This window comes from Vibrio sp. KUL70 (assembly GCF_059725515.1).
The window spans coordinates 737,249-763,842 of sequence record NZ_AP045834.1; the positions used below are offsets into that span (position 1 = coordinate 737,249).

Consider the following 26,594-nt stretch of genomic DNA (forward strand, 5'->3'; position numbering starts at 1 on the left):
TCATGGGCCTTAAAAAGTTTCTTGAAGACATCGAGCATCATTTTGAGCCAGGTGGTAAACACGAGAAGTGGTTCGCGCTTTACGAAGCAGCGGCAACTGTGTTCTACACGCCAGGTCTTATTACAAAGAAGAGCTCGCATGTTCGTGATAGCGTTGACCTAAAACGTATCATGATTATGGTTTGGTTCGCGGTATTCCCAGCTATGTTCTGGGGTATGTACAACGCGGGTGGCCAAGCTATCGCTGCACTTAACCATATGTACGCAGGCGCTGAACTAGCATCTGTAATCGATGGTAACTGGCACTACTGGCTGACTCAAATGCTTGGCGCTTCCTTGGGAGCCGATGCAGGTGTTGGCAGCAAAATGCTACTAGGTGCGACTTACTTCCTACCTATCTACGCAACGGTATTCATCGTTGGTGGTTTCTGGGAAGTTCTGTTCTGTATGGTGCGTAAGCACGAAGTTAACGAAGGTTTCTTTGTTACTTCTATCCTTTTTGCACTTATCGTTCCGCCAACACTTCCTCTATGGCAAGCGGCACTAGGTATTACCTTCGGTGTTGTTGTTGCTAAAGAGATCTTCGGTGGTACGGGTCGTAACTTCTTGAATCCTGCTCTTGCTGGCCGTGCGTTCCTATTCTTTGCATACCCTGCTCAGATTTCTGGTGACGTAGTATGGACTGCAGCGGATGGTTTCTCTGGTGCAACTGCTCTTAGCCAATGGGCTCAAGGCGGCGGTAGCGCTCTAGTGAACACGGTATCTGGTGAAGCAATCACTTGGATGGACGCGTTCATTGGTAACATCCCAGGTTCTATCGGTGAAGTATCGACTCTAGCACTTATGATCGGTGCTGCGATGATCGTATACATGCGTATAGCTTCATGGCGCATCATTGCGGGTGTAATGATCGGTATGATCGCTGTGTCTACGCTGTTCAACGTGATCGGTTCTGACACGAATGCAATGTTCAGCATGCCTTGGCACTGGCACCTAGTTCTAGGTGGCTTCGCATTCGGTATGTTCTTCATGGCAACAGACCCAGTATCAGCATCATTTACTAACAAAGGTAAGTGGTGGTACGGCATCCTAATCGGCGCAATGTGTGTAATGATCCGTGTTGTTAACCCAGCATACCCAGAAGGCATGATGCTTGCGATCCTATTCGCAAACCTATTTGCTCCTCTGTTTGACCACGTTGTAATCGAGAAGAACATTAAGCGGAGACTAGCTCGCTATGGCAAGTAATAACGATAGCATTAAAAAGACGCTGTTTGTTGTTATCGCGTTGAGTCTAGTGTGCTCAATCGTCGTTTCAACAGCTGCAGTTGTTCTTAAACCTAAGCAACAAGCTAACGCAGTTCTTGATCAGCAAACTAAGATCCTAGAAGTTGCAGGCATCGACCTAGCAGGCGACATTCCTGCGTTATACGCAGAGAACATCGAACCTCGTCTAGTTGATTTCGCTACTGGTGATTTCGTTGACGGCGATGCAGCTGCATACGACCAACGTAAAGCGGCAAAAGATCCAGCTCAGTCTATCAAGCTTTCAGCTGAAGAAGACGTAGCTAAGATCCTTCGTCGTGCTAACACTGGTACGGTTTACCTAGTTAAATCTGGTGAAGAAACGACTAAAGTTATCATCCCTGTTCACGGTAACGGCCTATGGTCAATGATGTACGCATTCGTTGCGGTAGAGACTGATGGCAACACAGTTTCTGGCATCACGTACTACGAGCAAGGTGAAACTCCAGGACTTGGTGGTGAAGTTGAGAACCCAACATGGCGTGCTCAATTCGTTGGTAAGAAACTATTCGACGAAAACCACAAGCCAGCTATCAAAGTTGTGAAAGGTGGCGCTCCTGAAGGTTCTGAGCACGGTGTTGATGGCCTTTCTGGTGCAACACTAACTAGCGTTGGTGTTCAACATACATTTGACTTCTGGTTAGGTGAAATGGGCTTTGGTCCGTTCCTAGCAAAAGTTCGTGACGGAGGTCTGAACTAATGTCTAGTGCAAAAGATATTAAAAAGAGCATCTTAGCGCCAGTATTGGACAACAACCCAATCGCGCTACAGGTTCTTGGTGTGTGTTCTGCTCTTGCGGTAACCACTAAACTAGAAACAGCATTTGTTATGACTATCGCAGTAATGTTTGTTACTGCTCTGTCTAACTTCTTCGTTTCTTTAATCCGTAACCACATTCCTAACAGTGTGCGTATCATCGTTCAGATGGCGATCATCGCATCACTTGTAATCGTGGTAGACCAAGTGCTTAAAGCATACCTATACGATATCTCTAAACAGCTATCTGTATTCGTAGGCCTAATCATTACTAACTGTATTGTAATGGGTCGTGCTGAAGCATTCGCAATGAAGTCTGAGCCAATCCCATCTCTAATCGATGGTCTTGGTAACGGTCTTGGTTACGGCTTCGTTCTTATCACTGTAGGTTTCTTCCGTGAGCTTCTAGGCTCAGGCAAACTATTTGGTATGGAAGTACTACCTCTAGTGAGCAACGGTGGTTGGTATCAGCCAAACGGCTTGATGCTTCTAGCACCTTCTGCATTCTTCCTAATCGGCTTCTTGATTTGGGCGATTCGTACGTTCAAACCAGAGCAAGTAGAAGCGAAGGGGTAAGGTAGTCATGGAACATTATATTAGTCTGCTAGTTAAATCGATTTTCATCGAAAACATGGCGCTTTCTTTCTTCCTAGGTATGTGTACATTCCTAGCGGTATCTAAGAAAGTTAAAACTTCTTTTGGTCTTGGTGTTGCGGTAGTTGTAGTACTTACAATCGCTGTACCTGTAAACAACCTTGTTTACACGCACATTCTAAAAGAGAACGCGCTTGTTGAAGGTGTCGATTTAAGTTTCCTTAACTTCATCGCATTCATCGGTGTTATCGCGGCACTTGTACAAATCCTAGAGATGGTTCTTGACCGTTTCTTCCCACCTTTGTACAACGCACTAGGTATCTTCCTACCACTGATCACAGTTAACTGTGCAATCTTTGGTGGTGTATCTTTCATGGTAACGCGTGACTACAACTTCGCAGAATCTGTTGTGTACGGCTTCGGTTCTGGTGTGGGTTGGATGTTAGCTATCGTTGCACTTGCGGGTATCCGTGAGAAGATGAAGTACTCTGACGTACCTCCTGGTCTTCGTGGTCTTGGTATCACGTTCATCAGTGTTGGTCTAATGGCGTTAGGCTTTATGTCTTTCTCTGGTGTTCAACTGTAGGGTAAGCACCCAGAAATAAGGAATAACAAATGCAAAGCATTATTCTTGGTGTAGCGATGTTTACCATCATTGTACTTGCACTGGTTTTAGTGATTCTTTTCGCTAAATCTAAGCTTGTACCTACAGGTGACATCACTATCGCTGTAAACGATGACCCATCTCTAGCAATCACGACACAACCGGGCGGTAAACTGCTTGGTGCTCTAGCTGGTGCTGGTGTATTCGTATCTTCTGCTTGTGGTGGCGGTGGCTCTTGTGGTCAGTGTCGCGTAAAAATTAAATCAGGCGGTGGCGACATCCTTCCAACTGAGCTTGACCACATTACTAAAGGTGAAGCGCGCGAAGGTGAACGTCTTGCATGTCAAGTTGCTATGAAAACTGACATGGATATCGAACTTCCTGAAGAGATCTTCGGTGTGAAGAAGTGGGAATGTGAAGTTATCTCTAACGATAACAAAGCAACCTTCATCAAAGAGCTTAAGCTGCAAATCCCTGATGGCGAATCAGTACCATTCCGTGCTGGTGGTTACATTCAGATTGAAGCGCCTGCTCACCACATCAAATATTCTGATTTCGATGTACCAGAAGAGTACCGCGAAGACTGGGACAAGTTTAACCTGTTCCGTTACGAGTCTAAGGTTGATGAAGATATCATCCGTGCATACTCAATGGCTAACTACCCAGAAGAACACGGTATTATTATGCTGAACGTGCGTATCGCTACGCCGCCGCCAAATAATCCTGATGTTCCACCGGGTCAAATGTCATCGTTCATCTGGTCTCTTAAAGAGGGCGACAAGTGTACTATCTCTGGTCCATTTGGTGAGTTCTTTGCGAAAGACACTGATGCTGAAATGGTATTCGTTGGTGGTGGTGCTGGTATGGCGCCAATGCGTTCACACATCTTCGACCAGCTTAAGCGTCTTAACTCAACTCGTAAGATGTCTTTCTGGTACGGTGCACGTTCTAAGCGTGAGATGTTCTACGTAGAAGACTTCGACGGCCTACAAGCTGAAAACGATAACTTCGTTTGGCACTGTGCTCTGTCTGATCCAATGCCAGAAGATAACTGGGATGGTTACACAGGCTTCATCCACAACGTACTGTACGAAAACTACCTGAAGGATCACGAAGCTCCTGAAGATTGTGAGTACTACATGTGTGGTCCACCGATGATGAACGCGGCTGTTATCGGCATGCTAAAAGATCTTGGTGTAGAAGATGAGAACATCCTTCTAGATGACTTCGGTGGTTAATCCACTTAAGTAACTGATATTATGGCTGGCTCTTAGGAGTCAGCCATTTGTTTTTCTAAGCTGTGTTCACCACACAACGGCTTATATAAGAAAGCACATGTGGCAACCATGCAGACACTGTTCTTTCTTATATAAATCACTAACAATAATGGGAGTAAGCAAGTGAGAATTTGGCTTGTTGCATTAACTTCTCTACTGTTTTTGGCTGGCTGTGAAAAGCCACGAGAGCAAGTACATTTGAACGGTCCGACTATGGGCACGAGCTACAATATTAAGTACATCAATAGTGATGATTTTCCTGCATCAGACAAGGTGCACGCAGAGATCGATCGTCTGCTTGAAGAAGTGAATGATCAGATGTCGACATACCGCAAAGATTCCGAGTTAAGTCGCTTTAACAAGTATGAAGGTGGCGATGCGTTTGAAGTATCTGAGCAAACTGCGACGGTTGTGAAAGAAGCGATTCGTTTGAACGGTCTTACTGAAGGTGCATTGGATGTCACAGTTGGGCCTTTGGTCAATCTTTGGGGCTTTGGCCCTGAAGCCCGCCCTGAAGTGGTTCCAACGGATGAAGAGCTGGCTGCACGCAAACAAAAAATTGGTATCCACCATCTAAGCGTAGAGGGCAACAAGCTGACGAAAGATCTGCCAAGTTTATACGTTGACCTTTCAACTATTGCGAAAGGTTGGGGTGTGGATGTACTGGCTGACTACCTAGACTCTATTGGCATTCACAACTACATGGTTGAAGTCGGTGGTGAGATTCGCTTGAAAGGTCTAAATCGTGAAAATGTTGGTTGGCGCATTGCGATTGAAAAGCCAAGCGTTGAAGAGCGTACGATTCAAGAGATCATTGAGCCAGGTGACATGGCTATTGCCACATCGGGTGATTACCGAAACTATTTTGAGCGTGATGGTGTTCGTTACTCACACATTATCAATCCAGAAACAGGTAAACCGATTCACCATAAAGTGGTATCAGTAACCGTACTAGACCCGTCTTCAATGACTGCAGATGGTTTATCTACTGGCCTTATGGTCTTAGGTGAGGTAAAAGGTATGGAAATCGCAAATCAACATAATATCCCAGCATTTATGGTGGTAAAAACAGCCGATGGCTTTGAAGAGATCGCCTCTGAAGCGTTCAAGCCATACTTAAATAAATAAGGTAGCGAGAGCATTATGAATACATTTATTATTACATTTGGTGTTTTTCTAGCAGTGATTGCAGCAATGTCGATTGGCTACATCATCCAGAAGAAAGTGGTAAAAGGCAGCTGTGGTGGTCTTGGTGCGGTTGGTATCGATAAGGTATGTAACTGTCCTGAGCCTTGTGATGCGCGTAAGAAGCGTGAAGCTCGTGAAGCTTACCGTGCTGAGAAGTTAGCTGCACGTGAAGAGAAGCTCGCCGCATGGGAAAAAGACCGTATCGCTTAATCAGACTTACCTGATAAAAGAAAAGCTCAAGGGGAAGCCTTGAGCTTTTTTGTTTGTGGTGGTTTTTAGTTGTTTCTTTCAAACACCAGTTTATTACGGCCTTGCTCTTTTGCTTGATATAAGAGTTCATCAGCCGCTTTTATTTGACTATCTAAGTCGGACTCAATATTGGTGACGCCAATACTCATGGTAACTTGAATTTGTTGATCGTCATGAGTTATGACCTGCTGTTCAATCGCCATTCTCATCTTTTCTAGACGCACGATAAAGTCTCTAAATGATCCGCAAGCCTGAATACAGAACTCCTCGCCGCCAAAACGAGCAGCCACGTCATCTTTGAAAAATGATTTAATGATTCGACCAACTGCAATTAGTACAGCGTCGCCACCATCATGACCATAGGTATCATTTACTTTTTTAAAGAAGTCGATATCCATCATCGCGATATTGCGTTTATCGCAACCTTTACAAGCCTGATTGAACAAGAATCGGCGATTCCATAATCCGGTAAGCGCGTCTTCATTGGCGTGACGGAAAAGTTCATTGTTGGCTTCTTTCATATCCAGTAATTGGTGAATACGACAGAAGAACTCTTCTTGATTGAATGGCTTATAGAGAAAGTCGTTAGCGCCCGCTTTTAGGAACTGTGCGGTTAATGTGCGATCATCACTTCCTGACAGTCCTAAGATGGCCAGTTCGTTGCGTGTGTAGTGTTGGCGAATTTCTCGAATCATGGTGATGCCGTCCTTATTGGGCATGTCATGATCGGTAACGACAAACGTAATATCGGGGTCGCTTTGAAGTAGAGCTAAGCCTTGTTCACCGTCAACAGCTTGAACAGTTTGGATGTATTGGTGTTCGAGGAGTTGCACTATGTAGTGGCGCACCACTGAGGAGTCGTCGACAACCAGAGCTTTGTGATTTTTGTTGTTAGTAATGCGTTGAATTAAAGGTAGCAAATACGTCACTGACGCCTTACTGTCTTTTAGAATGTAATCAATCACACCTTTAGCAAGTACTTGCTCACGTAGGGCTGCACTGAACATGGCAGTCAGTACGATGATCTTCTGTTGGTAACCAAGAACCAAGTCGACGATTTCGCCATCCTGTCCATCTGGCAGGCAATAGTCTAATACCGCACAAAGAAAGTCTGTTTCCTGTTCAAGTATCTCTTTAGCCTGCTGGACAGATTCGGCGAGCGTCACCGTAAAACCGCTAGTAGTTAGCTGTTGGTGAAGGTAATTTCTAAAGGCTCGACTGTCTTCAACAACCAGTATTTTTTCAGTCAACTGTGTTCCCTACATATTGAGTAAATACTTTTTAACTATACTACCAGAAGTGTTAACAACTGACTAAGCGAAAGATGGCTCAATCAATGATCACTTTGTTCTCGGCGAATAAATGATTATACTGTTTATTAATACAGTGTTTGGCGGGTGTTTTGGTCATGTGTGCTTCTGATAGAGAAAGAGTGCGGAAAATAATCCATGTTGATATGGACTGCTTTTACGCGGCTGTCGAAATGCGCGATAACCCATCATATCGAAATCGTCCGTTAGCCGTAGGTGGACACGAGAAGCAGCGTGGAGTACTGAGTACTTGTAACTATGAGGCGCGCAAATTTGGTATTCGCTCGGCGATGCCAACGGCTAAGGCGTTGCAGTTGTGCCCAAACCTGTTGGTGGTGCCAGGGCGGATGCAGGTCTATAAGGAAATCTCCAAGCAGATCCGAGCCATCTTTTCTCGATATACCTCCATCATTGAACCGCTATCACTGGATGAAGCCTTTCTTGATGTGACTGACTCAGAGCAGTGTCATGGCTCAGCCACTCTTATTGCCGAAGCTATCCGTCGTGATATTTGGAATGAACTCCAGTTAACGGCGTCTGCAGGTGTCGCGCCGATTAAGTTTTTGGCTAAAGTGGCTTCGGATATGAATAAGCCCAATGGACAGTTTGTTATTCCCCCTCAAGACGTTCAGGGGGTAATTGATGAACTGCCATTAGAGAAGATCCCTGGCGTTGGCAAAGTGAGTATCGAGAAGCTTCATCAAGCGGGCTTTTATACCTGTAAAGATATTAAGCAGACAGATTATCGTTCCTTGTTGGCTAAGTTTGGTCGACAAGGTGCCTCGCTTTGGAAGAGAAGCCATGGCATTGATGATCGAGAGGTTGTAGTTGAGCGAGAAAGAAAGTCGGTGGGTGTGGAGCGCACTTTCAGTGAAAACATCTCAACCTATCAAGAGTGCTGGAAAGTGATTGAAGAGCGCCTGTTTCCTGAGTTGGAAGCAAGGCTTGAGAAAGCGAGCCCGACTAAATCTATCACCAAGCAAGGCATCAAGCTTAAGTTTGCGGACTTTCAACAAACCACCATTGAACATATTCAACCCTCTTTGAATCTCGAGCACTTCAAAGAGCTGTTGAGTGAGATTCTAAAGCGTCAGCAAGGACGTGAGATTCGCTTGCTAGGGTTGAGTGTCATGCTGCAACCCAAAGATCAAATGCGCCAACTCAGTTTCTTCTAATCATAAGAAGCTAAGTTGGCGACTATTTTATTATCTTGGAGTTTGTTGAACTATCTTGGAATTCGTTGAACCAGAGCGAGGGTATCGCGGAAAGGGTGCTGTTCAAGCTTGCCATATCCAACCATCTTACTGGCTTTGAGCTTGGTAGACAGTGGCGTTGCAATACCCGATAAGAAGCGAGTAATTGCTTCATCTGTTACCCATTGTGGGCTGCTACTTGTGAATTCATTTATCCAAGCTTGAAGGTCACTCTCGTCAATCGCCGTCAACGGTACATCAGGTAGCTTGGCGGCGTTGCCACGACAAGCTGAGCAGTGTCCACATTCTTGTGGTGCATTAAGGTCACCAAAGTAGTTGGCGAGTTTTGAACTCAGGCAGGTGCTTGATTCAAAGAAATCCAACATATAATTGAGGCGGCCAATTTCATTGTCCTCTTTTTGTTTAAACAGTGCCGACAGACGCTGAGCAACCTCATTTGGGTCTTCACTGGTATTGTGTACTGCATACACATCGGTGATCTGCTTGCTTTCCAGCTCAATCCAACCTTGCTCATTAAAGTAGTCGATTGCCGCGATCACTCGCTGCCTGTCTGCTTGAAAGTGCGTCCACAATGCATCGAAGTCCACTTGGCACCAAACACGAGCTTGCGGTGAGCATTGGAAGATCGACTCCACAAACGCACGGCGCTCTCCCTGAAATTGGTCGATGATCTGTGGTTTTGGTCGAACAAACTTGAATTTGTAATCGGCGAAGAAACTGTATTTGGGTTCAATGATGCCCTCGATCTCAAGGTACACTAATAGTGTTTTCAGTGGCAGCTGACGAATATTGGATTCGCGAGAGAGCTGATTGAGTATGATTTCCCACTGAGTAGCGTAGGTATTGCCAGAGGGCTGACAAGCGTATATCTCTTGCAGCACGGTTTGAATCGCGATGTTATCGGGTGTATCACCAAAGACAAAGTTCTCTAGCGTACTGAGGCCGTGTTTATTAGCGAGCAGTATACACTCAGAGTTTTGTCCGTCACGACCGGCACGTCCAATCTCTTGGGAGTAATTCTCTATCGATTTAGGCAGATCAAAGTGAATCACTCGGCGAATATTCGACTTATCGACACCCATACCAAACGCAATGGTCGCAACGATGCAGCTGATTTCATCGCTCATAAACTGCTGCTGAATGGCATCGCGGTTTTCTGGCTTGAGACCGGCATGGTAGGCAATCGCATTAATACCGACATTTCTGAGGGCTTGCGCGACATTCTCTGCTGTCTGCTGAAGCGTCACATAAACAATAGTCGGCGATTGCGGCGCTTGATTGACCACATTACATAAAGTCTCTAACTTCGTCTCTTGCTCACAAGGTTGTATCGCTAAGTCGAGGTTTTTACGATAAAAGCCCGTGACTACGACACTCTCTGGAGCAATATTGAACTTGCTCTGCATGTCTTGAATCACTCCCGTTGTCGCCGTTGCGGTTAGCAAAAGGACTTGAGGAATGTTGAGCTGTTTCTGATAGTGGGGCAGCTTGAGATAGTCAGGTCGGAAGTTGTGACCCCATTCTGAGATACAGTGCGCTTCGTCGACCACTAGAAGCGAGATAGGTACCTGTGAGATGAATTGTCGAAAGCGCTCGTTCTTTAGGCGCTCAACCGAGATCATCAAGATTTTGGTTTCGCCATTGCGAACGGACTGCATCACTCGTTGAGTGGTTTGTCTGTCTTGGCTCGACTCGATGGCCGCGGCAGCAATCCCTTTACTGTGTAGAAAACTCAATTGATCTTTCATAAGTGCAAGTAAGGGGGAAATCACCAAAGTGAGATGGGGCAACTCTAGCGCCGGAAGCTGATAACAGAGAGATTTACCTGATCCGGTCGGAAAAATTGCCGCTGCCGATTGGCCTGCTAGAACATTATCGATAACTTGCTTTTGTCCATAACGCAGTGAGTCGAATCCAAAGACCTGTTTTAGCTTCTGTTCTATCATAAGTGTGCCCGGTTAATCTGTGTGGTGTGCCGCTAAGCCTGTTCAATTGGCAGAGAAACTCCAGTTTCAAAGCGCTTGCACCAGATTGTACCTAATTCTATTCTGTAGCTCCTAAAGAAAAGCACTTCAAAAGTATGAATAAATCCGAGTTTAAACAAATAATCCTCCAGCAGCTTGAATCTCGGCTTGCAATTGCACAGTCAGCAACGCAGCGAGCGATTGATGCTGCGACAGACGAAGAGACAGTTCCAGAACATAAATATGATACTCTGGCACTAGAGGCATCTTACCTCGCACATGGTCAGGCCGTAAGAGTTCAAGAGTGTGAAGAGGATATTCAATGCTATCGTGATTTAGTTCTGAGAGAAGGCGAGCGCGTGGCGATGAGCAGCTTTCTTTCTGTTATCGATGATCAAGATAAGGTTAAGTATTTCTTTATTGGGCCAAGAGTCGGAGGTTTATCACTCGAGTGGGGTGATAAAAATGTTTCCATATTGACGCCAAACGCTCCTCTAGGTGCAGCCTTGATGGGGAAAGAGGTGGGAGACGAAGTGGAATTTAGTGTTGCAGACAGCCATTTTCTCTATGAAATTGTGTCGGTTTGTTAAGTTCTAAACCTTTCCATGACATAGAGTGAATCACTCAATGTATAGTTAGTACAGCAATGTATGTGAGGATGTTATGAAAAAGAACGTATTAATTGCATCACTATCCTTGGTGTTGGCCGCAGCGAGTGTTCCTGTGTATGCGGCTCAGTGTCGTGTAGACCTGAAAAATGAACTGAGAATTGATCAGCAGACAGTTGAAATCCACCAAACCAATGGCGATACGGCCGTACTTGATGGTAACGAGCTCTATATTCATGGTGAAAAGGTTGAGCTCGATGCAGATCAGCAAGCGGCGATTGAACGCTACCGTGAAAGCATGAGTGAATACTTACCTCAAGCCAAGGCAATGGCGAAAGAGGGATTAGCATTGGCAAACGATGTTATTGATGACATTGCATTAAGTTTGGATGCGCCAGAAGCGTTTGATAATGTTAAAAAATCAATGAGTGATTTCTTTGCGGAGATGGAAGCACGTTACTATAAAGACGGCGACTTAGTGCTTCCGGCTGAGAGCTTTGAATCGATGGCGAATGGCTGGAGTGCAGACTTCGATAAGGCGATGGAGATCTTTAACGAAGAGTTTATCTCAAGCGCTTTCAATGCCATGTCTGAAAAAATGAAGCAAGAGGGCGGTCTTAACTTAACTGAGATGGCGGACAGTATGTCTGAACTGAAGTTGAAAATTGAAGAGCGTTTTAAAGAGCACTCACAACAGGTAGAGAAAGAAGCGGAAGCATTTTGTGACTCACTTGATGAGATGGCTGAGCAAGAAAAATCGTTGCATGAAAAGATCCCGAATTTGAAAGACTACCAAGTGTTTACCATTTAGCACCAGTTAGTATTAAATTGAACCTTCGATTGGGCACCTCGCGTGCCCTTTTTTGTGCTTGTTGTATAAGGGTGCGGAGTGGTGATTGTTAATGGTTTGTTGTTTATCTGTGGTTGGTAATTCCATGTATATTAAAATTTACAGTTTTACTGTTTGGTTTTTTCTTATAAATAAGCATTTTAATCATATATAGATTGCATGGGTTAGTGGTTTTGATTATTGTACTAGCAAACTAGTTCATTGGTATTTTGCAGGCAGTATGAACCAACAATCTTCTTCATCAAGAGAGCTGTTTAGTTCTCGTTTGGGTTTTATTTTGGCAGCAGCGGGCGCTGCAGTTGGCCTTGGAAACATTTGGGGTTTCCCAACACAAGTCGCAAGTAATGGTGGCGGCGCGTTCCTGTTAGTGTATTTGGTGCTGATCTTTGTGGTCGCATTCCCAATGCTGGTGGTTGAAATGGCGATTGGTCGTCATGGTCAAGCTAACCCAGTGGATAGTATGCGCTCACTAACGTCGAACCCACTGGCGAAAAAAGTCGGTGCACTGACCGGCTGGATTGGCTTAAGTGTACCAAGTGCTGTATTAGGCTTTTACAGCATTGTTGGTGGTTGGTTGATCTGCTTCCTATTTGGCGCGATTGCTGATGTGTTGGGCTTGGTTGAGATTGCAGCGTGGTTCAAAGGTTTTAGTGTAGAGCGCAATGTCTTTGGTACTGTTCTGTTTTACGTGCTGACAATCTTGATTGTACAAGGTGGCATCAAGCAAGGTATTGAAAAATGGTCGACTCGTTTAATGCCAGCGCTGTTCGTTCTGTTCGCACTTTTGTTCGTATACATCATGACTCAACAAGGTGCAGTTGAAGGGCTTAAGCACTACCTTGTACCTGATTTTGAAAAGGTATGGGATAGAAAACTGATTTTAGCGGCCATGGGACAAGGCTTCTTCTCATTGACCATTGGTGGCTGTTCAATGCTGATCTATGGCTCTTACTTAAGTAAGAAAGAGAACTTACCGAAGATGGCGATGAACGTAACCTTAGTGGATACCGCTGTTGCCTTCATTGCAGGTCTTGTGGTGATGCCAGCGATGTTTGTCGCGATGCAGAAGGGCGTACAAATCTATGCTGAAGATGGTTCATTGCTGAGCTCAGATACTCTGGTGTTTACGGTATTGCCTTTGATGTTCGATAGCTTAGGCTTCCTAGGTCAGATCTTTGCGATTGTCTTTTTCCTACTACTGACTATTGCTGCGCTGACCTCTTCTATTTCGATGCTAGAGGCTCCCGTTTCTCTTGTGAGTGAGCGCTTTAACACGGCTCGTACACCGACAAGTTGGGTTATCGGTGGTTTAATCGCGCTGTTCAGCATCGTTATCGTTTACAACTTTGGTACTCTGTTTGGCCTAGTGGCTATGATTGCTACTCAGTACCTACAACCTATTGCTGCATTGATGTTCTGTCTGTTTGGTGGTTGGGTATGGAGCCGTGCGTCTAAGGTAAAAGAGCTAGAGCAGGGCTGTCCTGACTTCCAATTAGGCTGGTTTGGTAAAGTATGGCCTGCATATGTTAAGTTTGTATGCCCTGTACTGGTAGTAACGGTTATCTGGGCATCTTTCGGCTAGTGTTCTAGCGATACTACAAACGATTAAAGCAACACTCTAAATATGAAAGCCGCTCTTGGTTAAGAGCGGCTTTTTAGTCTCGGTATGTTTGGATATGCAGTTTGTGCTTTTATCGAGAGTTGTGTGAGTTTGAACGTTAAATCACAGGTATGAAAAAGGCGCATAACCATAGGGTATGCGCCTTTCAAATATAGAGAAGTTAAGTCGCGAGTTACTTAATTTCCATACCTTGAGCTTGCAGGTCCGCGTGGTAAGAAGAGCGAACGAACGGGCCACACGCCGCGTGTGTAAAGCCAAGCTCTAGAGCGATCTCTTTCAGTTCATCAAACTCAGATGGTGGCACGTAACGCTCAACTGGCAAGTGGTGACGGCTAGGTGCTAGGTATTGGCCTAGAGTCAGCATTGTCACGCCATGTTCACGTAGATCTTTCAGTACCTGAATGATCTCTTCTTTTGTTTCACCAAGACCCATCATTACGCCCGACTTTGTTGGGACGTCTGGGTGCTGCTCTTTAAACTTCTTCAGTAGGTTCAATGACCACTTGTAGTTCGCACCTGGACGCGCTTTACGGTATAGGCGAGGTGCTGTCTCTAGGTTGTGGTTAAATACATCTGGCGGGTTGTCTTTTAGTAGTTCAAGCGCCACGTCCATACGACCACGGAAGTCAGGAACCAGAGTTTCGATACGAATATTTGGGTTTAGTGCACGGATCTCACGGTTACAGTCTGCAAAGTGTTTTGCACCACCATCACGCAGATCATCACGGTCAACGGAAGTAATAACCACGTACTTCAGTTTCATGTCTTGGATGGTTTTTGCTAGCTTCTGAGGCTCTTCCGCTTCAGGCGCGACTGGGCGTCCATGGGCTACGTCACAGAAAGGGCAACGACGAGTACAGATAGCACCAAGAATCATGAAGGTTGCCGTACCGTGGTTAAAACACTCAGCCAGGTTCGGACAAGACGCTTCTTCACATACCGAGTGAAGGTTGTTCTTACGCATTGCAGATTTGATGTCTTGGATGCGCTGGCTATCAGCAGGCAGCTTGATCTTCATCCAGTCCGGCTTGCGCAGGATCTCTTTCTGCTCGGTAGGCATGTTCTTTACTGGAATCAATGCCATTTTATCGGCGTCGCGGTATTTAACGCCTTTTTCCATTTGGATTGGTTTGCTCATGATTTTATGCTTCTGCTGTAGTGTTACGGTTGGCTTGAATGTCTACTTGGTCATAACCAAGTAATTCGACAAGCTCTTGTATTAGCTGTTGCTCAACGATCTCTAGATCCGAAGGACCACCTAGTTGGCTAACTTGAGCCATTTCCATACCTTGGTAACCACAAGGGTTAATACGAAGGAATGGAGACAGGTCCATATCGACATTGAGTGCTAGCCCATGAAAAGAGCAGCCACGTCGAATACGCAGTCCTAGAGAACATATCTTTTTGCCATCGACATAAACACCCGGAGCGTCAGGTCGTGCAGCTGATTCGATATTGTATGCTTTCAGAGTGTTGATTACGAGGTTCTCGATGTGAGTAACTAGATCTCGCACTCCAAACTTTTTACGACGAATGTTGATCAAGAAGTAAGCTACCAACTGGCCCGGGCCATGATAGGTGACTTGTCCGCCGCGATCACTTTGAATGACAGGGATGTCGCCAGCATTAAGTACATGCTCTGCTTTGCCTGCTTGCCCTTGAGTGAAGACTGGGTTGTGCTCGACTAACCAAATTTGGTCAACGTCTTCTTCTGTGCGTGTATCGGTGAACTCATGCATGGCCTTCCATACGGGTTCATAATCCTGGCGACCTAATTTTTTGACGATTAGCTTATTTTGCAAAGCAGGACTCCCTCAAGGGTTAATAAAGTGAACGCATTATAAACGCGAAATTTGATTCTAACTACAGACGGACTGCAAGGTTTTTCAACTTTCTTTGTATTTCTTGAAAATTAAGTTGAATAAAAGCGGCAAAAACGGAGTGCTTAAAACAAAAACAGCGGCTTTAAGCCGCTGTGATCCTTGTGTAATCCTAGATTACAGAACCATACGTACGATATCGATCTCGCCAAGCTCTTTGTAAAGTGTTTCTACTTGCTCAATCGACGTTGCTGTAATGTTGATCGAAACAGAGTGGTAGTTACCCTTTGCACTTGGTTTCACTGTTGGGCTGTAGTCACCAGGAGCGTGGCGCTGGATCACTTCCAGTACAAGTTCAGGCAGTTCTGGCTTCGCGTAACCCATAACCTTGTAAGTAAAAGAACAAGGGAACTCTAAAAGGTCTTTAAGTTTTGCATCAGAATTGATGTTCATGATTAGCTCCAAAATGGTAGGTACTTCGCTGCTGGGCAAAATACCGAGAAAAGCGTATTCGGTCAATTGACTCGATTAATAAGAGCGGAATATTACTGGTAAATATCACCGAACTCAAGATCAACAAAAGCCGCACAGTGCGGCTTTTGTTAGCTTGTTAGGCGACCCTAAAAAGGGTTATGAGTAAATAGTTAACAGGATCATGTGATTACTGTCACTCACTGTTACTCTAAGTCCTTAGAATAAACCTTTGAACAGAAGAACTAGGTAGTCCCATAGACGGCTAAATAGGCTGCCTTGCTCGACATCTTCTAGTGCCAGTAGTGGGTATTCAGCCACGTCTTGCCCATCGATCTGATAGAAGAGTTTACCAACTTGGTCGCCCTTGCTAATCGGTGCTTCAAGTTCTTTTTCTAGAACAAAGCTCGCTTTTAGGTTCTTCGCTTGGCCGCGAGGAAGGGTTACGAATGTGTCTTCATCGACTCCTAGAGCAACTGTGTCTTTGCTGCCCATCCAAATTTTCTCTTCAACGAACGTTTCACCAGCGTTGTGTGGTGCAACTGTTTCAAAGAAGCGGAAGCCGTAGCTAAGTAGCTTTTTGCTCTCTGTTTTGCGAGCGTTAGCATTCTTGGTGCCCATTACAACAGCAACCAGGCGCATCTTACCTTCAGTTGCTGAGCTTACTAGGCTGTAACCTGCATTACTTGTGTGACCAGTTTTGATGCCATCCACATTCATGCTCTTATCCCACAACAGGCCGTTACGGTTGTATTGAGTAATGCCGTTGTAAGTGAATTTTTTCTCAGAGTAGATGCGGTACTCTTCAGGAACGTCACGAATAAGTGCTTGACCTAGCAGTGCCATATCGTAAGGCGTTGAATATAGGTTCGGGTTATCGAGGCCGTGTACGTTCGCAAAGTGCGTGTCTTTCATGCCGATAGAGCTTGCCCACGCGTTCATTAGATCAACGAACGCATCCTCTGAACCCGCAATGTGTTCTGCCATAGCGACACATGCATCGTTACCCGATTGGATGATGATACCGCGGTTAAGATCTTCAACTTTTACCGTGGTACCCACTTCAACAAACATCTTTGAAGAGTCTGGGAAATTCTTCGCCCAAGCGTTTTCGCTGATTACAACGTCGTCATTAAGGTTGATGTTGCCACGTTCAAGTTCTTGACCGATAACATAGCTGGTCATCATTTTGGTCAAGCTTGCTGGGGAAAGCTGAGTGTTCATCTCTTTTTCTGCCAATACTTTGCCTGAATGGTAATCCATTAGGACAAAGCCTTTAGCAGCAATTTGTGGTGCGTCTGGAACAACGATAGGCGCGGCGAATGACGAAGAAGCTAGCGTTGCAGACAGCGCAACAGAAGTAGCAAAAATCGATTTGATAAGTTTGTTAGATTTATTCATTTTGAACGCAATTATTTAGTTAACTATCCATATCTTAACAGAATCACTATTTCAAACCAGTGCAGTGATTGTCATAAATTCCGTAAGATTCTAGCGAGTTAAGGTGTGCTTCTTTATATAAGCTGACGGGTAACCCATAAGCTTAACCTGTTCTAATTTTTCTTGAGTCAGAGCATAGTCATGAAATGGCCCAAGCATCAGTCGGTATTTGTCATCTACTGGCTGAAGAAAAGTTTTGACCGATAGTTTTCGGCTCAGTTCACTCGCGAGTTTTTCACTGCGATCTTGATGCTGGGAAGTCGCAACTTGAATAATATATTGTGGTAGTGCCGCTTTCTTCTTTTCGTCGGTTGGGATATCAACGGTTATCACTTCAATTTCGACATTAGCCGTCCCGGTACGAATCACGTCTAATTTGTATGCAGCTGCGTAGCTTAAATCAATGATGCGACCCTCATGAAAAGGGCCACGGTCATTAACGCGAACAATGGTGCTCTTATTATTGTCGGTATTGGTCACTTTCACATAGCTTGGAATTGGCAGTGTCTTGTGCGCGGCGGACATTGAGTACATGTCGTACACTTCACCATTAGAAGTCAAGTGCCCATGAAACTTCTTGCCATACCAAGATGCTTTGCCTTTCTCTGTGAACCCTTTGCTATCGCGAACGATTTTATAGTCTGCACCACGCAGGGTGTAATCACTGTTACCCCCTAGGCTGTAGGGTTCATATTTTGGGTGAGCATCTTCTAAATGCTCAACTGAAATGGGTGCATCAGGGGCGATGTCATCGTTAATGTCGTAGCGACCCGATTGTGAATCTGGTTGTGATGAACAACCGTTGATCAGCACGACTAAGCTCCCAACTAAAATCAGTTGTTTGAGATGCGATGATTTGTCGGAGGTCTGTGTACCGTTGTTCATTGTGTTAATTATCACTTACGTCGCCTTTGAGAATGCTTTGCGGTGAGTGTGGATTGACATCAAAATACCAAAACCAGCCATCAATGTAACCATCGAAGTACCCCCATAACTAACAAGAGGTAGAGGTACACCTACCACGGGTAGAATGCCACTAACCATACCAATGTTTACAAAAATATAAACGAAGAAGCTTAAAACAATACTACCGCCCATCATTCGCCCAAACGCGGTTTGAGCTTGGCTTGCGAGAATCAGACCGCGGCCAATAATGAACAGATAGATAGCAAGAAGAAATAGGATACCGATCATGCCCCATTCCTCGGCAATGACCGCAAAGATAAAGTCGGTATGACGCTCCGGAATAAACTCCAGCTGAGATTGAGTCCCTTGTAGCCAACCTTTACCTGAGATACCGCCAGAGCCAATCGCAATCTTACTTTGAATAATATGGTAGCCCGCACCGAGTGGATCGGATTCTGGATCAAACAGAGTACGTACACGAACCTTTTGGTATTCGCGCATTAAGAAGAACCACAGAATTGGGATAAACGCACCCAAAGCTACCGCTGCACTCGCGATGATTTTCCAACTGATACCCGCCAAGAAAATCACGAAAATACCAGACGCCGCAATCAAGATTGACGTTCCTAAATCGGGCTGCTTGGCGATAAGAATGGTGGGTACAAATACCATTACCAATGAGATGACTAGCGTTTGAAATGTCGGGGGGAGTGAACGCTTACCAATGTAACGAGCTAGCATCAGTGGTACAGCGAGCTTAAGTAGCTCCGAAGGTTGGAAGCGAACAAATCCGAAATTCAACCAGCGCTGAGCTCCCTTGGAGGCTTCACCAAAGAACAGCACGCCGAGTAGCAATATCACACCGCCAATAAACAGCACCGGAGCCAATGTCTCATAGGTGCGCGGGGAGATCTGTGCGAGGAAGATCATTACGCCAAGTGATAACGCCATACGCATCGCTTGACGATCCATCATCGCCAAACTTTGACCGCTTGCGCTGTACATTATCAGCAACGCAAACCCCATTAATACTAAGATGCCAAGCAGAAGCGGCAAATCAATATGGAATCGCTCAAATAGGGCGCGATTTTGACCAGTAGAGAGATCGAGTTTCATTATTGTGTTGCCTTACTCTTATATTCATCGCCCAGAACAATATGGTCGAAGATTCGTCTCACAACAGGACCACCGTTTGATGAGCCACCGCCTGCGTTCTCGAGTACGATGGTCACGATTGCTTTAGGGTCATCCAACGGTGCAAAGCCAGTAAAGAGCGCGTGGTCACGTAGGTGTTCTGCGATTTCATCAGCATTGTACTCTTCATCTTCTTTCAATCCGAAGACTTGCGCAGTACCGGATTTACCGGCGGTCAGGTAAGACATACCTTGGAAAGAGCGACGAGCCGTCCCTTTACGACCGTGGTTTACCAGTTTCATGCCTTCTTTACCTATGTCCCAGAATCGCTGCTTTACACCTGTAATTGGTGGATAAGTTTCGATATCAGACAGCGATTGTGTCTCAAGTGGCTGTCCATTTTCAATGGTGGCACGCAATAGGTGCGGAGCAATGACTTCACCTTCATGTACCAATACCGATGTTGCTTTCGCTATCTGCATAGGTGTCGCTGTCCAGTAGCCTTGTCCAATACCGACAGGGATGGTGTCCCCTTGATACCAAGGCACACGATGACGAGCCATTTTCCAATCACGCGTAGGCATGTTGGCTTTACTCTCTTCATGGATATCGATACCCGTGTAGTCACCAAAACCAAACATCATCATCCAGCGTGATAGGCGGTCAATACCCATATCAAAGGCGATTTGGTAGAAGAAGGTATCCACAGATTCTTCAATTGCTTTAACGATATCAACAGTGCCGTGCCCCCAGCGTAGCCAATCACGGAAAGGTTTGGTTTTTGAGTTCGGAATCTTCCAATACCCCGGGTCGTTACGGGTAGTGTTTGGTGTGATCACACCTTCTTGCAACGCGGCTACTGCGATGAAAGGTTTAATCGTTGATGCTGGTGGGTAGATGCCCAGAGTCGCTCGGTTTACGAGTGGACGGTTTTTGTCGTTGAGCAGGGCGTTGTAACCTTTGGACGAGATACCGTGCACAAAGGCATTTGGGTCATAGCTCGGGCTAGAGACCATAGCGAGTACCCCGTTGTCTTTTGGATCAAGTACAACGGCTGAGCCGCGACGTCCATCGAGTAATTTGTGTACGTAAAGTTGAAGGTCAATATCGAGGTTCAATACGATGTCTTTGCCTGGAATCGCGGGTACAAATTTTAATGTACGAATAATACGCCCACGGCTGTTGACTTCAACCTCTTGGTAGCCGGCTGTACCGTGTAGTATGTCTTCGTAATAGCGCTCGATACCCAACTTACCGATGTCGCGGGTCGCTTGATAGTTCGCGTCTTTCTCTTCACGAACCAGACGTCGCATATCGCGGTCATTAATGCGTGATACGTAGCCAATCACGTGTGTCAGTACATCACCATATGGGTAAAAACGCTTGAGAGTGCCTGTCACCTCGACACCTGGGAACTTGTGCTGGTTTACAGAGAAAACCGCCACTTGATCTTCAGTGAGTTGGTTGAGGATAGGAACGGACTTGAAACGACGCGTATTGCGGCGATCGCGATTGAATCTTTCGACGCGCTCTGGGCTGATTTCTAAAAGTTCTTGGAGACGCTTAATGGTGTCATCCATGTCCTTAATTTTTTCAGGAGTGATCTCCAGGTCGAATACTGGACGGTTTTCCGCCAGTAATACACCATTTCGGTCATAGATTAGGCCGCGAGTCGGTGCGATAGGAACAACTTTGATACGGTTGTCGTTCGAGCGGGTTTTATAGTCTTGATATTGGTTGACCTGAATGTTGTACAGGTTGGCAACCAAAATGCCCATCATGATTACAATGCCTATAAACGCAATAAAAGCACGACTAGCAAATAGTCGTGCTTCTTCTTTGTAATCACGGATTTGGCTACGTTTACGTAACATTAACGCTTATTCTCGGTGATACGGATGATTAGCTGTAATGCTCCAAGCTCGGTACAGGCTTTCTGCCATGATAACGCGCACAAGCGGGTGCGGTAGAGTCAGAGCCGACAGAGACCAACTTTGGTCAGCCGCCGCTTTACATGCTGGAGCAAGCCCTTCTGGGCCACCAATAAGGATAGAAACATCACGTCCATCCAGTTTCCAGCTCTCTAGTTGTTCAGCAAGTTGTGGTGTATCCCATTTTCTGCCTGGGATATCGAGCGTCACAATACGGCTGCCTTTTGGGACCGCTGCTAGCATCGCTTCGCCCTCTTTTTGCAGAATGCGTGCAATGTCAGCATTTTTGCCGCGTTTGCCCGCTGGAATTTCTACCAATTCCAGTGGCATATCGTGTGGGAAGCGACGCTTATATTCTTGAAAGCCTTCCTCAACCCATTTTGGCATTTTGGTGCCAACGGCAATTAATTGGATCTTCACAGATTAGCCCCACAGCTTTTCTAGTTGGTATAGCTCGCGTTGCTCAGCTTGCATCACGTGAAGCATGCTGGTGCCCATATCTAGGACAACCCATTCACCTTCTTGTTCCCCATCCATACCTAGCGGCTCGAGGCCAACTTTTTTCACTTCACTTGCGACATGTTCCGCGATAGAAGCGACGTGGCGCTTTGAAGTACCAGTACAAACGATCATGTAGTCTGTCACACTGGATTTACCTTCGACGTCGATGGTGATGATCGACTCTGCTTTCATGTCGTCGGCTTTATCTGCAAGAAAATCTCTTAGTTCTTCACGTAACACAGGGTGTTCCTTAAATCTTAATTTTGCGACTCAAAATCATATCACGCTTTTATGCGGGAAAGGGGATTGAAGCCGAGGGGATACAAAACTCAACACTCAATTGGTGAATGAGTGGCCAAGGTGATTGCTCATACTGGGTTTTAGAGAGCAATTCAGCTTGAGTAAGCAGTGCAAACAGAGAGTGTAACTGAGTCACTGAGACTCGTGTTAGCGCTGCGTTATAAAGGGGTTTCTTAGATTGCCAGATACGATGTTTCTCGAACACTTGTCCGATAGGCATCTGCTGCATCTGCTGTTGCATTTGAAGCAGCAGTGTTAGCTCTCGCTGAATACTACGCAAAAGAATCACTGCTTCCACACCTTCCGCCTCTAATTGGCGCAAAATACGTTGAGCTCGATTACCTTTACCTGCGAGTAGGGCATCTACCCAGTGGAAAGGGGTAAAATGATTATGACGACTTAATGACTCTTCAAGTCGAACTAAGGTCAGCTTACCATCAGGGTATTGCAGGGCTAGCTTCTCTAAGCTTTGGGTCAATGCGAACAAGTTACCTTCATGCCATTGAGCCAACATTTGCGTCGCTTCGGCGTCTGGCTGTAAACCAATTTGGCGACAGCGAGCTTGAACAAATTGAGGCAAGCGGCCAACGTCAGGGGTTAAGCAGCTTACCCAGTGACCTTGGCTTGAAAGTGCTTTAAACCACTTCGCGTTCTCTTGTGCCTTAGTTAGTTTGGTTCCGATCAACACTAACATGATGTCTTCGTGCAACTGATCTGATAGCGCCAATAGCTCTTTCGCGATAGCGGCATTTACACCAGACTCTGGCAACTCTAACTCGATCAGTTGACGGCTCGAAAACAGACTTAGGGCTTGGGTACAGTCGTAAACATCATTCCAATCTAGGCTGCTGTCGATAGCAAAGCGATGACGCTCTTCAAAGCCTTGCTCTTTAGCGGCTTTCTGAATCGACTCACGGCTTTCTTGAAGCAATAGCGGTTCGTTACCAAAGATCAAATAAACGCGGCTAAGCTGCTTATTTAATTGCTCTGATAAACGGTCTGCAAAAATACGCATCAGTTAACCTTATTGAGCAGACTCAGTTGAATCTGGAGTTACCTCAACATTTTTAATGTTGTACTGCTTCTCTAGCTCTTTAACTTGAACTTCTTCTAGGTCTTCAAGGTTCATGCTGTTTGCAGCAATGTTGGCTTTCAGGCGTGCCATTTGACGTAGGATTTGGCTTGCAGCTAGCTTGCGCATCTCATCTTCGATCATGTCGCGTTCAACCGATTTTGCGAGTGCTGTTAGCGGGTTATCTAGGTAACTACGAGTTACGCTGGTGGTAAAGGTTTTATCGCCCAGTTCAGGAATCGTCACACGATAAGAGGCATTGAAAGTCAGTTCCTTCTCAGCAGCACGTGTGTTCTGGTAGAGAGAGAGCGTACGCTCATTAACGCTTTCGCTTAGTAGGTGAAGGTTAGGCGTTTTGCTGGTTGGCGCAACAATTTCCACGTTACTCATACGTAACTGGCTCTTCACCATACGCGTAAATGTACTGTATTGGTCGTAACTGGATACTGAGATCTTGTTCAGTTCTTCGGGTACAGAGTAGTCACCACGCAGGTGAAAACCACAGGCTGAGAGTAGGCTGACAGTTAGAACAACGAAGGTAGCTTTTAACGAAGACAGTGAAATCAGGCGCATTATTTGATGGCTCTCATAAAATGGATTACTTATTTAAAGGCTTTAAGTTTAGGGGTAACCGTGCTGGGTATTAACCAATGTAAAAGCGTTTAAATAAGTAGACAGGGTGGGGTGCACCCTGTCTATTGACTGCGAAGTGGCAATTAAGTTCTTTAATTCCTATCGCATTGTGAGTGTTTACTCAACCAATCAGTCACGATGTGACGAATGATTAGTTAGCAACGATGTTCAGTAGCTTACCCGGTACGTAAATCACTTTACGAACAGTCTTGCCGTCTGTGAACTTAGTTACGTTCTCATCGTTTAGACCTAGCGCTTCAATATCTTCTTTCGAGATATCTGCCGGTACTGTTAACTTCGCACGTAGCTTGCCGTTTACTTGAACGATGATTAGCTTCTCGTCTTCAACCAGAGCTTTCTCATCGTGTGTTGGCCATGTCGCATTATCGATGTCTTCTTGACCCAGCGCTGTCCACATTTCGTAAGAGATGTGAGGAGTGATAGGGTAAAGCATTGCAACAACTGCTTTTAGTGCTTCATCAAGGATTGCACGGTCTTGTGCAGATTCTTGAGGCGCTTTCGCTAGCTTGTTCATCAGTTCCATGATTGCCGCGATAGCCGTGTTGAACGTTTGACGACGAGCGATATCGTCAGTCACTTTCGCGATTGTCTTGTGAACGTCACGACGAAGTGCTTTTTGGTCGCCAGAAAGTGCAGAGGTATCCACTGCTTCTGCCGCGCCTTTTGATGCGTGCTCGTTTACGAGTTTCCAAACACGTTTCAGGAAGCGGTTCGCACCTTCAACGCCAGACTCTTGCCACTCAAGAGTCATGTCTGCAGGTGATGCAAACATCATGAATAGACGAACCGTGTCAGCACCGTACTTGTCTACCATCTCTTGTGGGTCAATACCGTTGTTCTTCGACTTAGACATTTTGATCATGCCCGAGTGTGTTACATCACGGCCAGCGTTATCTTTCGCTGAAGTGATACGGCCTTTACCGTCACGCTCTACAGCTACGTCAGTTGGTGCAACCCACTCTTTACCGCCTTTGTCGTTCTCGAAGTAGAACGCATCCGCTAGTACCATGCCTTGACACAGTAGCTGCTTGAACGGCTCGTCAGATGTTACGTAACCTGCGTCACGTAGCAGTTTGTGGAAGAAGCGCGAGTACAGTAGGTGCATACAAGCGTGCTCGATACCACCGATGTACTGGTCTACTGGTAGCCAGTAGTTCGCTTTTTCTGGATCTAGGATGTCGTCAGCTTGTGGCGAACAGTAACGCGCATAGTACCAAGAAGATTCCATGAACGTATCGAACGTGTCAGTCTCACGTAGAGCTGGTTCGCCGTTAAATGTTGTCTTCGCCCACTCTTTATCTGCTTTGATTGGGCTAGTTACGCCGTCCATTACCACGTCTTCTGGAAGAATGACTGGTAGTTGGTCAGCGGGTACTGGATGAACCTCACCATCTTCAGTGGTTACCATTGGGATTGGTGCGCCCCAGTAACGTTGACGAGACACACCCCAGTCACGTAGACGGAAGTTTACTGTCTTAGTACCTTTGCCTTCTGCTTCAAGCTTGGCTGCGATTGCATCGAACGCAGCCTGGAACTCTAGGCCATCGAACTCACCTGAATCGAACAGTACGCCTTTCTCAGTGTACGCTTCTTCAGAGATGTTTAGTTCGCTGTCGTCAGCAGGCTTGATCACAGGGATGATGTCTAGGCCGTACTTAGTCGCGAATTCGTAGTCACGTTGGTCGTGTGCAGGTACTGCCATTACAGCGCCTGTACCGTAATCCATCAGTACGAAGTTAGCCACGTAAACGGGTACTTCACGACCGTTCAATGGGTGAATAGCAGTAAGGCCAGTTGCCATACCTTTCTTCTCCATTGTCGCAAGTTCAGCTTCCGCTACTTTGTTGTTCTTACACTCTTCGATGAACGCTGCAAGTTCAGGGTTGTTCTCAGCCGCTACTGCCGCTAGAGGGTGACCTGCTGCGATACCCACGTAAGTCACACCCATTAGTGTGTCTGGACGTGTTGTGTAAACTTCTAGGTCTTGTTGACCCTTAACTTCAAACTTGAGTTCTACACCTTCAGAGCGACCGATCCAGTTGCGCTGCATGGTTTTAACCATTTCAGGCCAACCGTCTAGGTTGTCTAGATCGTCCAGTAGCTCTTGTGCGTATTCAGTGATTTTAATGAACCACTGTGGGATTTCTTTTTGCTCTACAGGCGTGTCACAACGCCAGCAGCAACCGTCTTCAACCTGCTCATTTGCTAGAACAGTTTGGTCATTTGGACACCAGTTAACTGATGAAGTCTTCTTGTACACTAGGCCTTTGTTGTAAAGCTTAGTGAAGAACTCTTGTTCCCAACGGTAGTACTCAGGCGTACAAGTTGCGAATTCACGGTTCCAGTCGTAACCAAAGCCTAGAAGTTTAAGCTGGTTCTTCATGTATTCGATGTTTTCGTAAGTCCAAGGCGCAGGTGCTGTATTGTTCTTAACCGCTGCGTTTTCTGCTGGTAGGCCGAATGCATCCCAACCGATTGGCTGCATTACGTTTTTGCCTTGTAGACGTTGGAAACGAGATACCACATCACCGATCGTGTAGTTGCGCACGTGACCCATGTGCAGTCGACCACTTGGGTATGGGAACATGGATAGACAGTAGAATTTTTCTTTATTTGGGTCTTCACTTACAACAAAGGTCTTGTTGTTATCCCAGTGCTGTTGAACTTTTTGTTCAATTTCTTGCGGATTGTATTGTTCTTGCATCGATGATGTCCGGTTATCTTGGAATTTGTGAGTCTGGTTTGATCAGACTTCAATAGATCGTCATAGAATACCTAAAGGAACGAACTACAACAATAGCTATACCTGTCATACTCTCATTATCT

The 26,594-nt window shown here is 45.7% G+C and carries 25 protein-coding genes; 11 read left to right on the plus strand and 14 right to left on the minus strand.

The features are described 5' to 3' along the window. Positions 1–2: 2 nt before the first annotated feature. The 7 genes from AC6I7V_RS03255 to nqrM all read left to right on the plus strand — a co-directional run bounded on the left by AC6I7V_RS03255 (position 3) and on the right by nqrM (position 5,933). The gene (locus tag AC6I7V_RS03255; RefSeq protein WP_032551421.1) at positions 3–1,247 is read left to right on the plus strand and encodes an NADH:ubiquinone reductase (Na(+)-transporting) subunit B; all 1,245 of its coding nucleotides are present in this window, start codon (positions 3–5) and stop codon (positions 1,245–1,247) included. After that, positions 1,237–2,004 (plus strand): Na(+)-translocating NADH-quinone reductase subunit C, encoded by a 768-nt coding sequence (locus tag AC6I7V_RS03260; RefSeq protein WP_255231285.1) that lies wholly within the window; start codon positions 1,237–1,239, stop codon positions 2,002–2,004. Before AC6I7V_RS03255 ends, AC6I7V_RS03260 begins: the two co-directional genes overlap by 11 nt. Next, positions 2,004–2,636 (plus strand): NADH:ubiquinone reductase (Na(+)-transporting) subunit D, encoded by a 633-nt coding sequence (locus AC6I7V_RS03265; protein ID WP_255231284.1) that lies wholly within the window; start codon positions 2,004–2,006, stop codon positions 2,634–2,636. The genes AC6I7V_RS03260 and AC6I7V_RS03265 overlap by 1 nt, the downstream gene beginning before the upstream one ends. A 7-nt stretch (positions 2,637–2,643) precedes the next feature. Further along, the gene (gene nqrE / locus AC6I7V_RS03270; protein WP_032551424.1) at positions 2,644–3,240 is read left to right on the plus strand and encodes an NADH:ubiquinone reductase (Na(+)-transporting) subunit E; all 597 of its coding nucleotides are present in this window, start codon (positions 2,644–2,646) and stop codon (positions 3,238–3,240) included. A gap of 29 nt (positions 3,241–3,269) precedes the next feature. Next, entirely contained in the window at positions 3,270–4,496 is a 1,227-nt protein-coding gene (gene nqrF, locus AC6I7V_RS03275; RefSeq protein ID WP_255231283.1) for an NADH:ubiquinone reductase (Na(+)-transporting) subunit F, read from the plus strand. 162 nt (positions 4,497–4,658) lie between these two features. After that, entirely contained in the window at positions 4,659–5,663 is a 1,005-nt protein-coding gene (locus tag AC6I7V_RS03280; RefSeq protein WP_498011328.1) for an FAD:protein FMN transferase, read from the plus strand. Positions 5,664–5,678: 15 nt separating this feature from the next. Beyond that, a complete protein-coding gene (gene nqrM / locus AC6I7V_RS03285; RefSeq protein WP_255231281.1) occupies positions 5,679–5,933 on the plus strand; it encodes a (Na+)-NQR maturation NqrM in 255 nt (84 codons plus the stop codon). Between the two features lie 65 nt (positions 5,934–5,998). Here nqrM and AC6I7V_RS03290 read toward each other — a convergent pair whose 3' ends face one another. Continuing rightward, a complete protein-coding gene (locus tag AC6I7V_RS03290) occupies positions 5,999–7,222 on the minus strand; it encodes a diguanylate cyclase (RefSeq protein WP_255231280.1) in 1,224 nt (407 codons plus the stop codon). A gap of 158 nt (positions 7,223–7,380) precedes the next feature. Between AC6I7V_RS03290 and dinB the strand changes: the two genes are divergently transcribed. Beyond that, on the plus strand, positions 7,381–8,457 hold the full coding sequence (gene dinB, locus AC6I7V_RS03295; RefSeq protein ID WP_255231279.1) for a DNA polymerase IV: 1,077 nt from the start codon (positions 7,381–7,383) through the stop codon (positions 8,455–8,457). 50 nt (positions 8,458–8,507) lie between these two features. Here dinB and AC6I7V_RS03300 read toward each other — a convergent pair whose 3' ends face one another. After that, entirely contained in the window at positions 8,508–10,442 is a 1,935-nt protein-coding gene (locus AC6I7V_RS03300) for a RecQ family ATP-dependent DNA helicase (protein WP_498011329.1), read from the minus strand. Between the two features lie 134 nt (positions 10,443–10,576). On the opposite strand from AC6I7V_RS03300, the gene AC6I7V_RS03305 reads away from it, so the two are divergent. The 3 genes from AC6I7V_RS03305 (at position 10,577) to AC6I7V_RS03315 (ending at position 13,500) form a co-directional block, all read left to right on the plus strand. Then, positions 10,577–11,050, plus strand: coding sequence for a GreA/GreB family elongation factor (locus tag AC6I7V_RS03305; RefSeq protein WP_498011330.1), 474 nt, complete (start codon positions 10,577–10,579; stop codon positions 11,048–11,050). A gap of 73 nt (positions 11,051–11,123) precedes the next feature. Continuing rightward, positions 11,124–11,879, plus strand: a complete 756-nt coding sequence (locus AC6I7V_RS03310; RefSeq protein ID WP_498011331.1) for a YggN family protein — start codon at positions 11,124–11,126, stop codon at positions 11,877–11,879. 259 nt (positions 11,880–12,138) lie between these two features. Further along, entirely contained in the window at positions 12,139–13,500 is a 1,362-nt protein-coding gene (locus tag AC6I7V_RS03315; protein ID WP_498011332.1) for a sodium-dependent transporter, read from the plus strand. Between the two features lie 211 nt (positions 13,501–13,711). Here AC6I7V_RS03315 and lipA read toward each other — a convergent pair whose 3' ends face one another. The 12 genes from lipA to leuS all read right to left on the minus strand — a co-directional run bounded on the left by lipA (position 13,712) and on the right by leuS (position 26,472). Then, positions 13,712–14,677 carry a lipoyl synthase gene (gene lipA / locus AC6I7V_RS03320; RefSeq protein WP_255231274.1) on the minus strand — a complete coding sequence of 322 codons (966 nt, stop codon included), beginning with the start codon at positions 14,675–14,677 and terminating at the stop codon, positions 13,712–13,714. A 4-nt stretch (positions 14,678–14,681) separates the two neighbouring features. Beyond that, the gene (lipB, locus tag AC6I7V_RS03325) at positions 14,682–15,341 is read right to left on the minus strand and encodes a lipoyl(octanoyl) transferase LipB (protein ID WP_255231273.1); all 660 of its coding nucleotides are present in this window, start codon (positions 15,339–15,341) and stop codon (positions 14,682–14,684) included. Positions 15,342–15,536: 195 nt separating this feature from the next. Beyond that, entirely contained in the window at positions 15,537–15,815 is a 279-nt protein-coding gene (ybeD, locus tag AC6I7V_RS03330) for a DUF493 family protein YbeD (RefSeq protein WP_032551473.1), read from the minus strand. A gap of 234 nt (positions 15,816–16,049) precedes the next feature. After that, positions 16,050–17,231: a serine hydrolase gene (locus AC6I7V_RS03335; protein WP_255231272.1), complete on the minus strand. Its 1,182-nt coding sequence runs from the start codon at positions 17,229–17,231 to the stop codon at positions 16,050–16,052. Positions 17,232–17,321: 90 nt separating this feature from the next. Next, positions 17,322–18,155 carry a septal ring lytic transglycosylase RlpA family protein gene (locus AC6I7V_RS03340; protein WP_498011639.1) on the minus strand — a complete coding sequence of 278 codons (834 nt, stop codon included), beginning with the start codon at positions 18,153–18,155 and terminating at the stop codon, positions 17,322–17,324. Between the two features lie 15 nt (positions 18,156–18,170). Next, positions 18,171–19,292 (minus strand): rod shape-determining protein RodA, encoded by a 1,122-nt coding sequence (rodA, locus tag AC6I7V_RS03345; RefSeq protein ID WP_255231271.1) that lies wholly within the window; start codon positions 19,290–19,292, stop codon positions 18,171–18,173. Next, positions 19,292–21,184, minus strand: coding sequence for a penicillin-binding protein 2 (gene mrdA, locus AC6I7V_RS03350; RefSeq protein WP_498011333.1), 1,893 nt, complete (start codon positions 21,182–21,184; stop codon positions 19,292–19,294). The genes rodA and mrdA overlap by 1 nt, the downstream gene beginning before the upstream one ends. Before the next feature lie 6 nt (positions 21,185–21,190). Continuing rightward, the gene (gene rlmH / locus AC6I7V_RS03355) at positions 21,191–21,661 is read right to left on the minus strand and encodes a 23S rRNA (pseudouridine(1915)-N(3))-methyltransferase RlmH (protein ID WP_032551440.1); all 471 of its coding nucleotides are present in this window, start codon (positions 21,659–21,661) and stop codon (positions 21,191–21,193) included. 3 nt (positions 21,662–21,664) lie between these two features. Beyond that, positions 21,665–21,982 carry a ribosome silencing factor gene (rsfS, locus tag AC6I7V_RS03360; protein ID WP_032551441.1) on the minus strand — a complete coding sequence of 106 codons (318 nt, stop codon included), beginning with the start codon at positions 21,980–21,982 and terminating at the stop codon, positions 21,665–21,667. 49 nt (positions 21,983–22,031) lie between these two features. Beyond that, complete coding sequence (gene holA, locus AC6I7V_RS03365) at positions 22,032–23,057, minus strand: DNA polymerase III subunit delta (protein WP_498011334.1); 1,026 nt, start codon at positions 23,055–23,057, stop codon at positions 22,032–22,034. Between the two features lie 9 nt (positions 23,058–23,066). Further along, positions 23,067–23,687: an LPS-assembly lipoprotein LptE gene (locus tag AC6I7V_RS03370; RefSeq protein WP_150871325.1), complete on the minus strand. Its 621-nt coding sequence runs from the start codon at positions 23,685–23,687 to the stop codon at positions 23,067–23,069. Positions 23,688–23,898: 211 nt separating this feature from the next. After that, the gene (gene leuS, locus AC6I7V_RS03375) at positions 23,899–26,472 is read right to left on the minus strand and encodes a leucine--tRNA ligase (RefSeq protein WP_498011335.1); all 2,574 of its coding nucleotides are present in this window, start codon (positions 26,470–26,472) and stop codon (positions 23,899–23,901) included. Between the last annotated feature and the right edge of the window lie 122 nt (positions 26,473–26,594).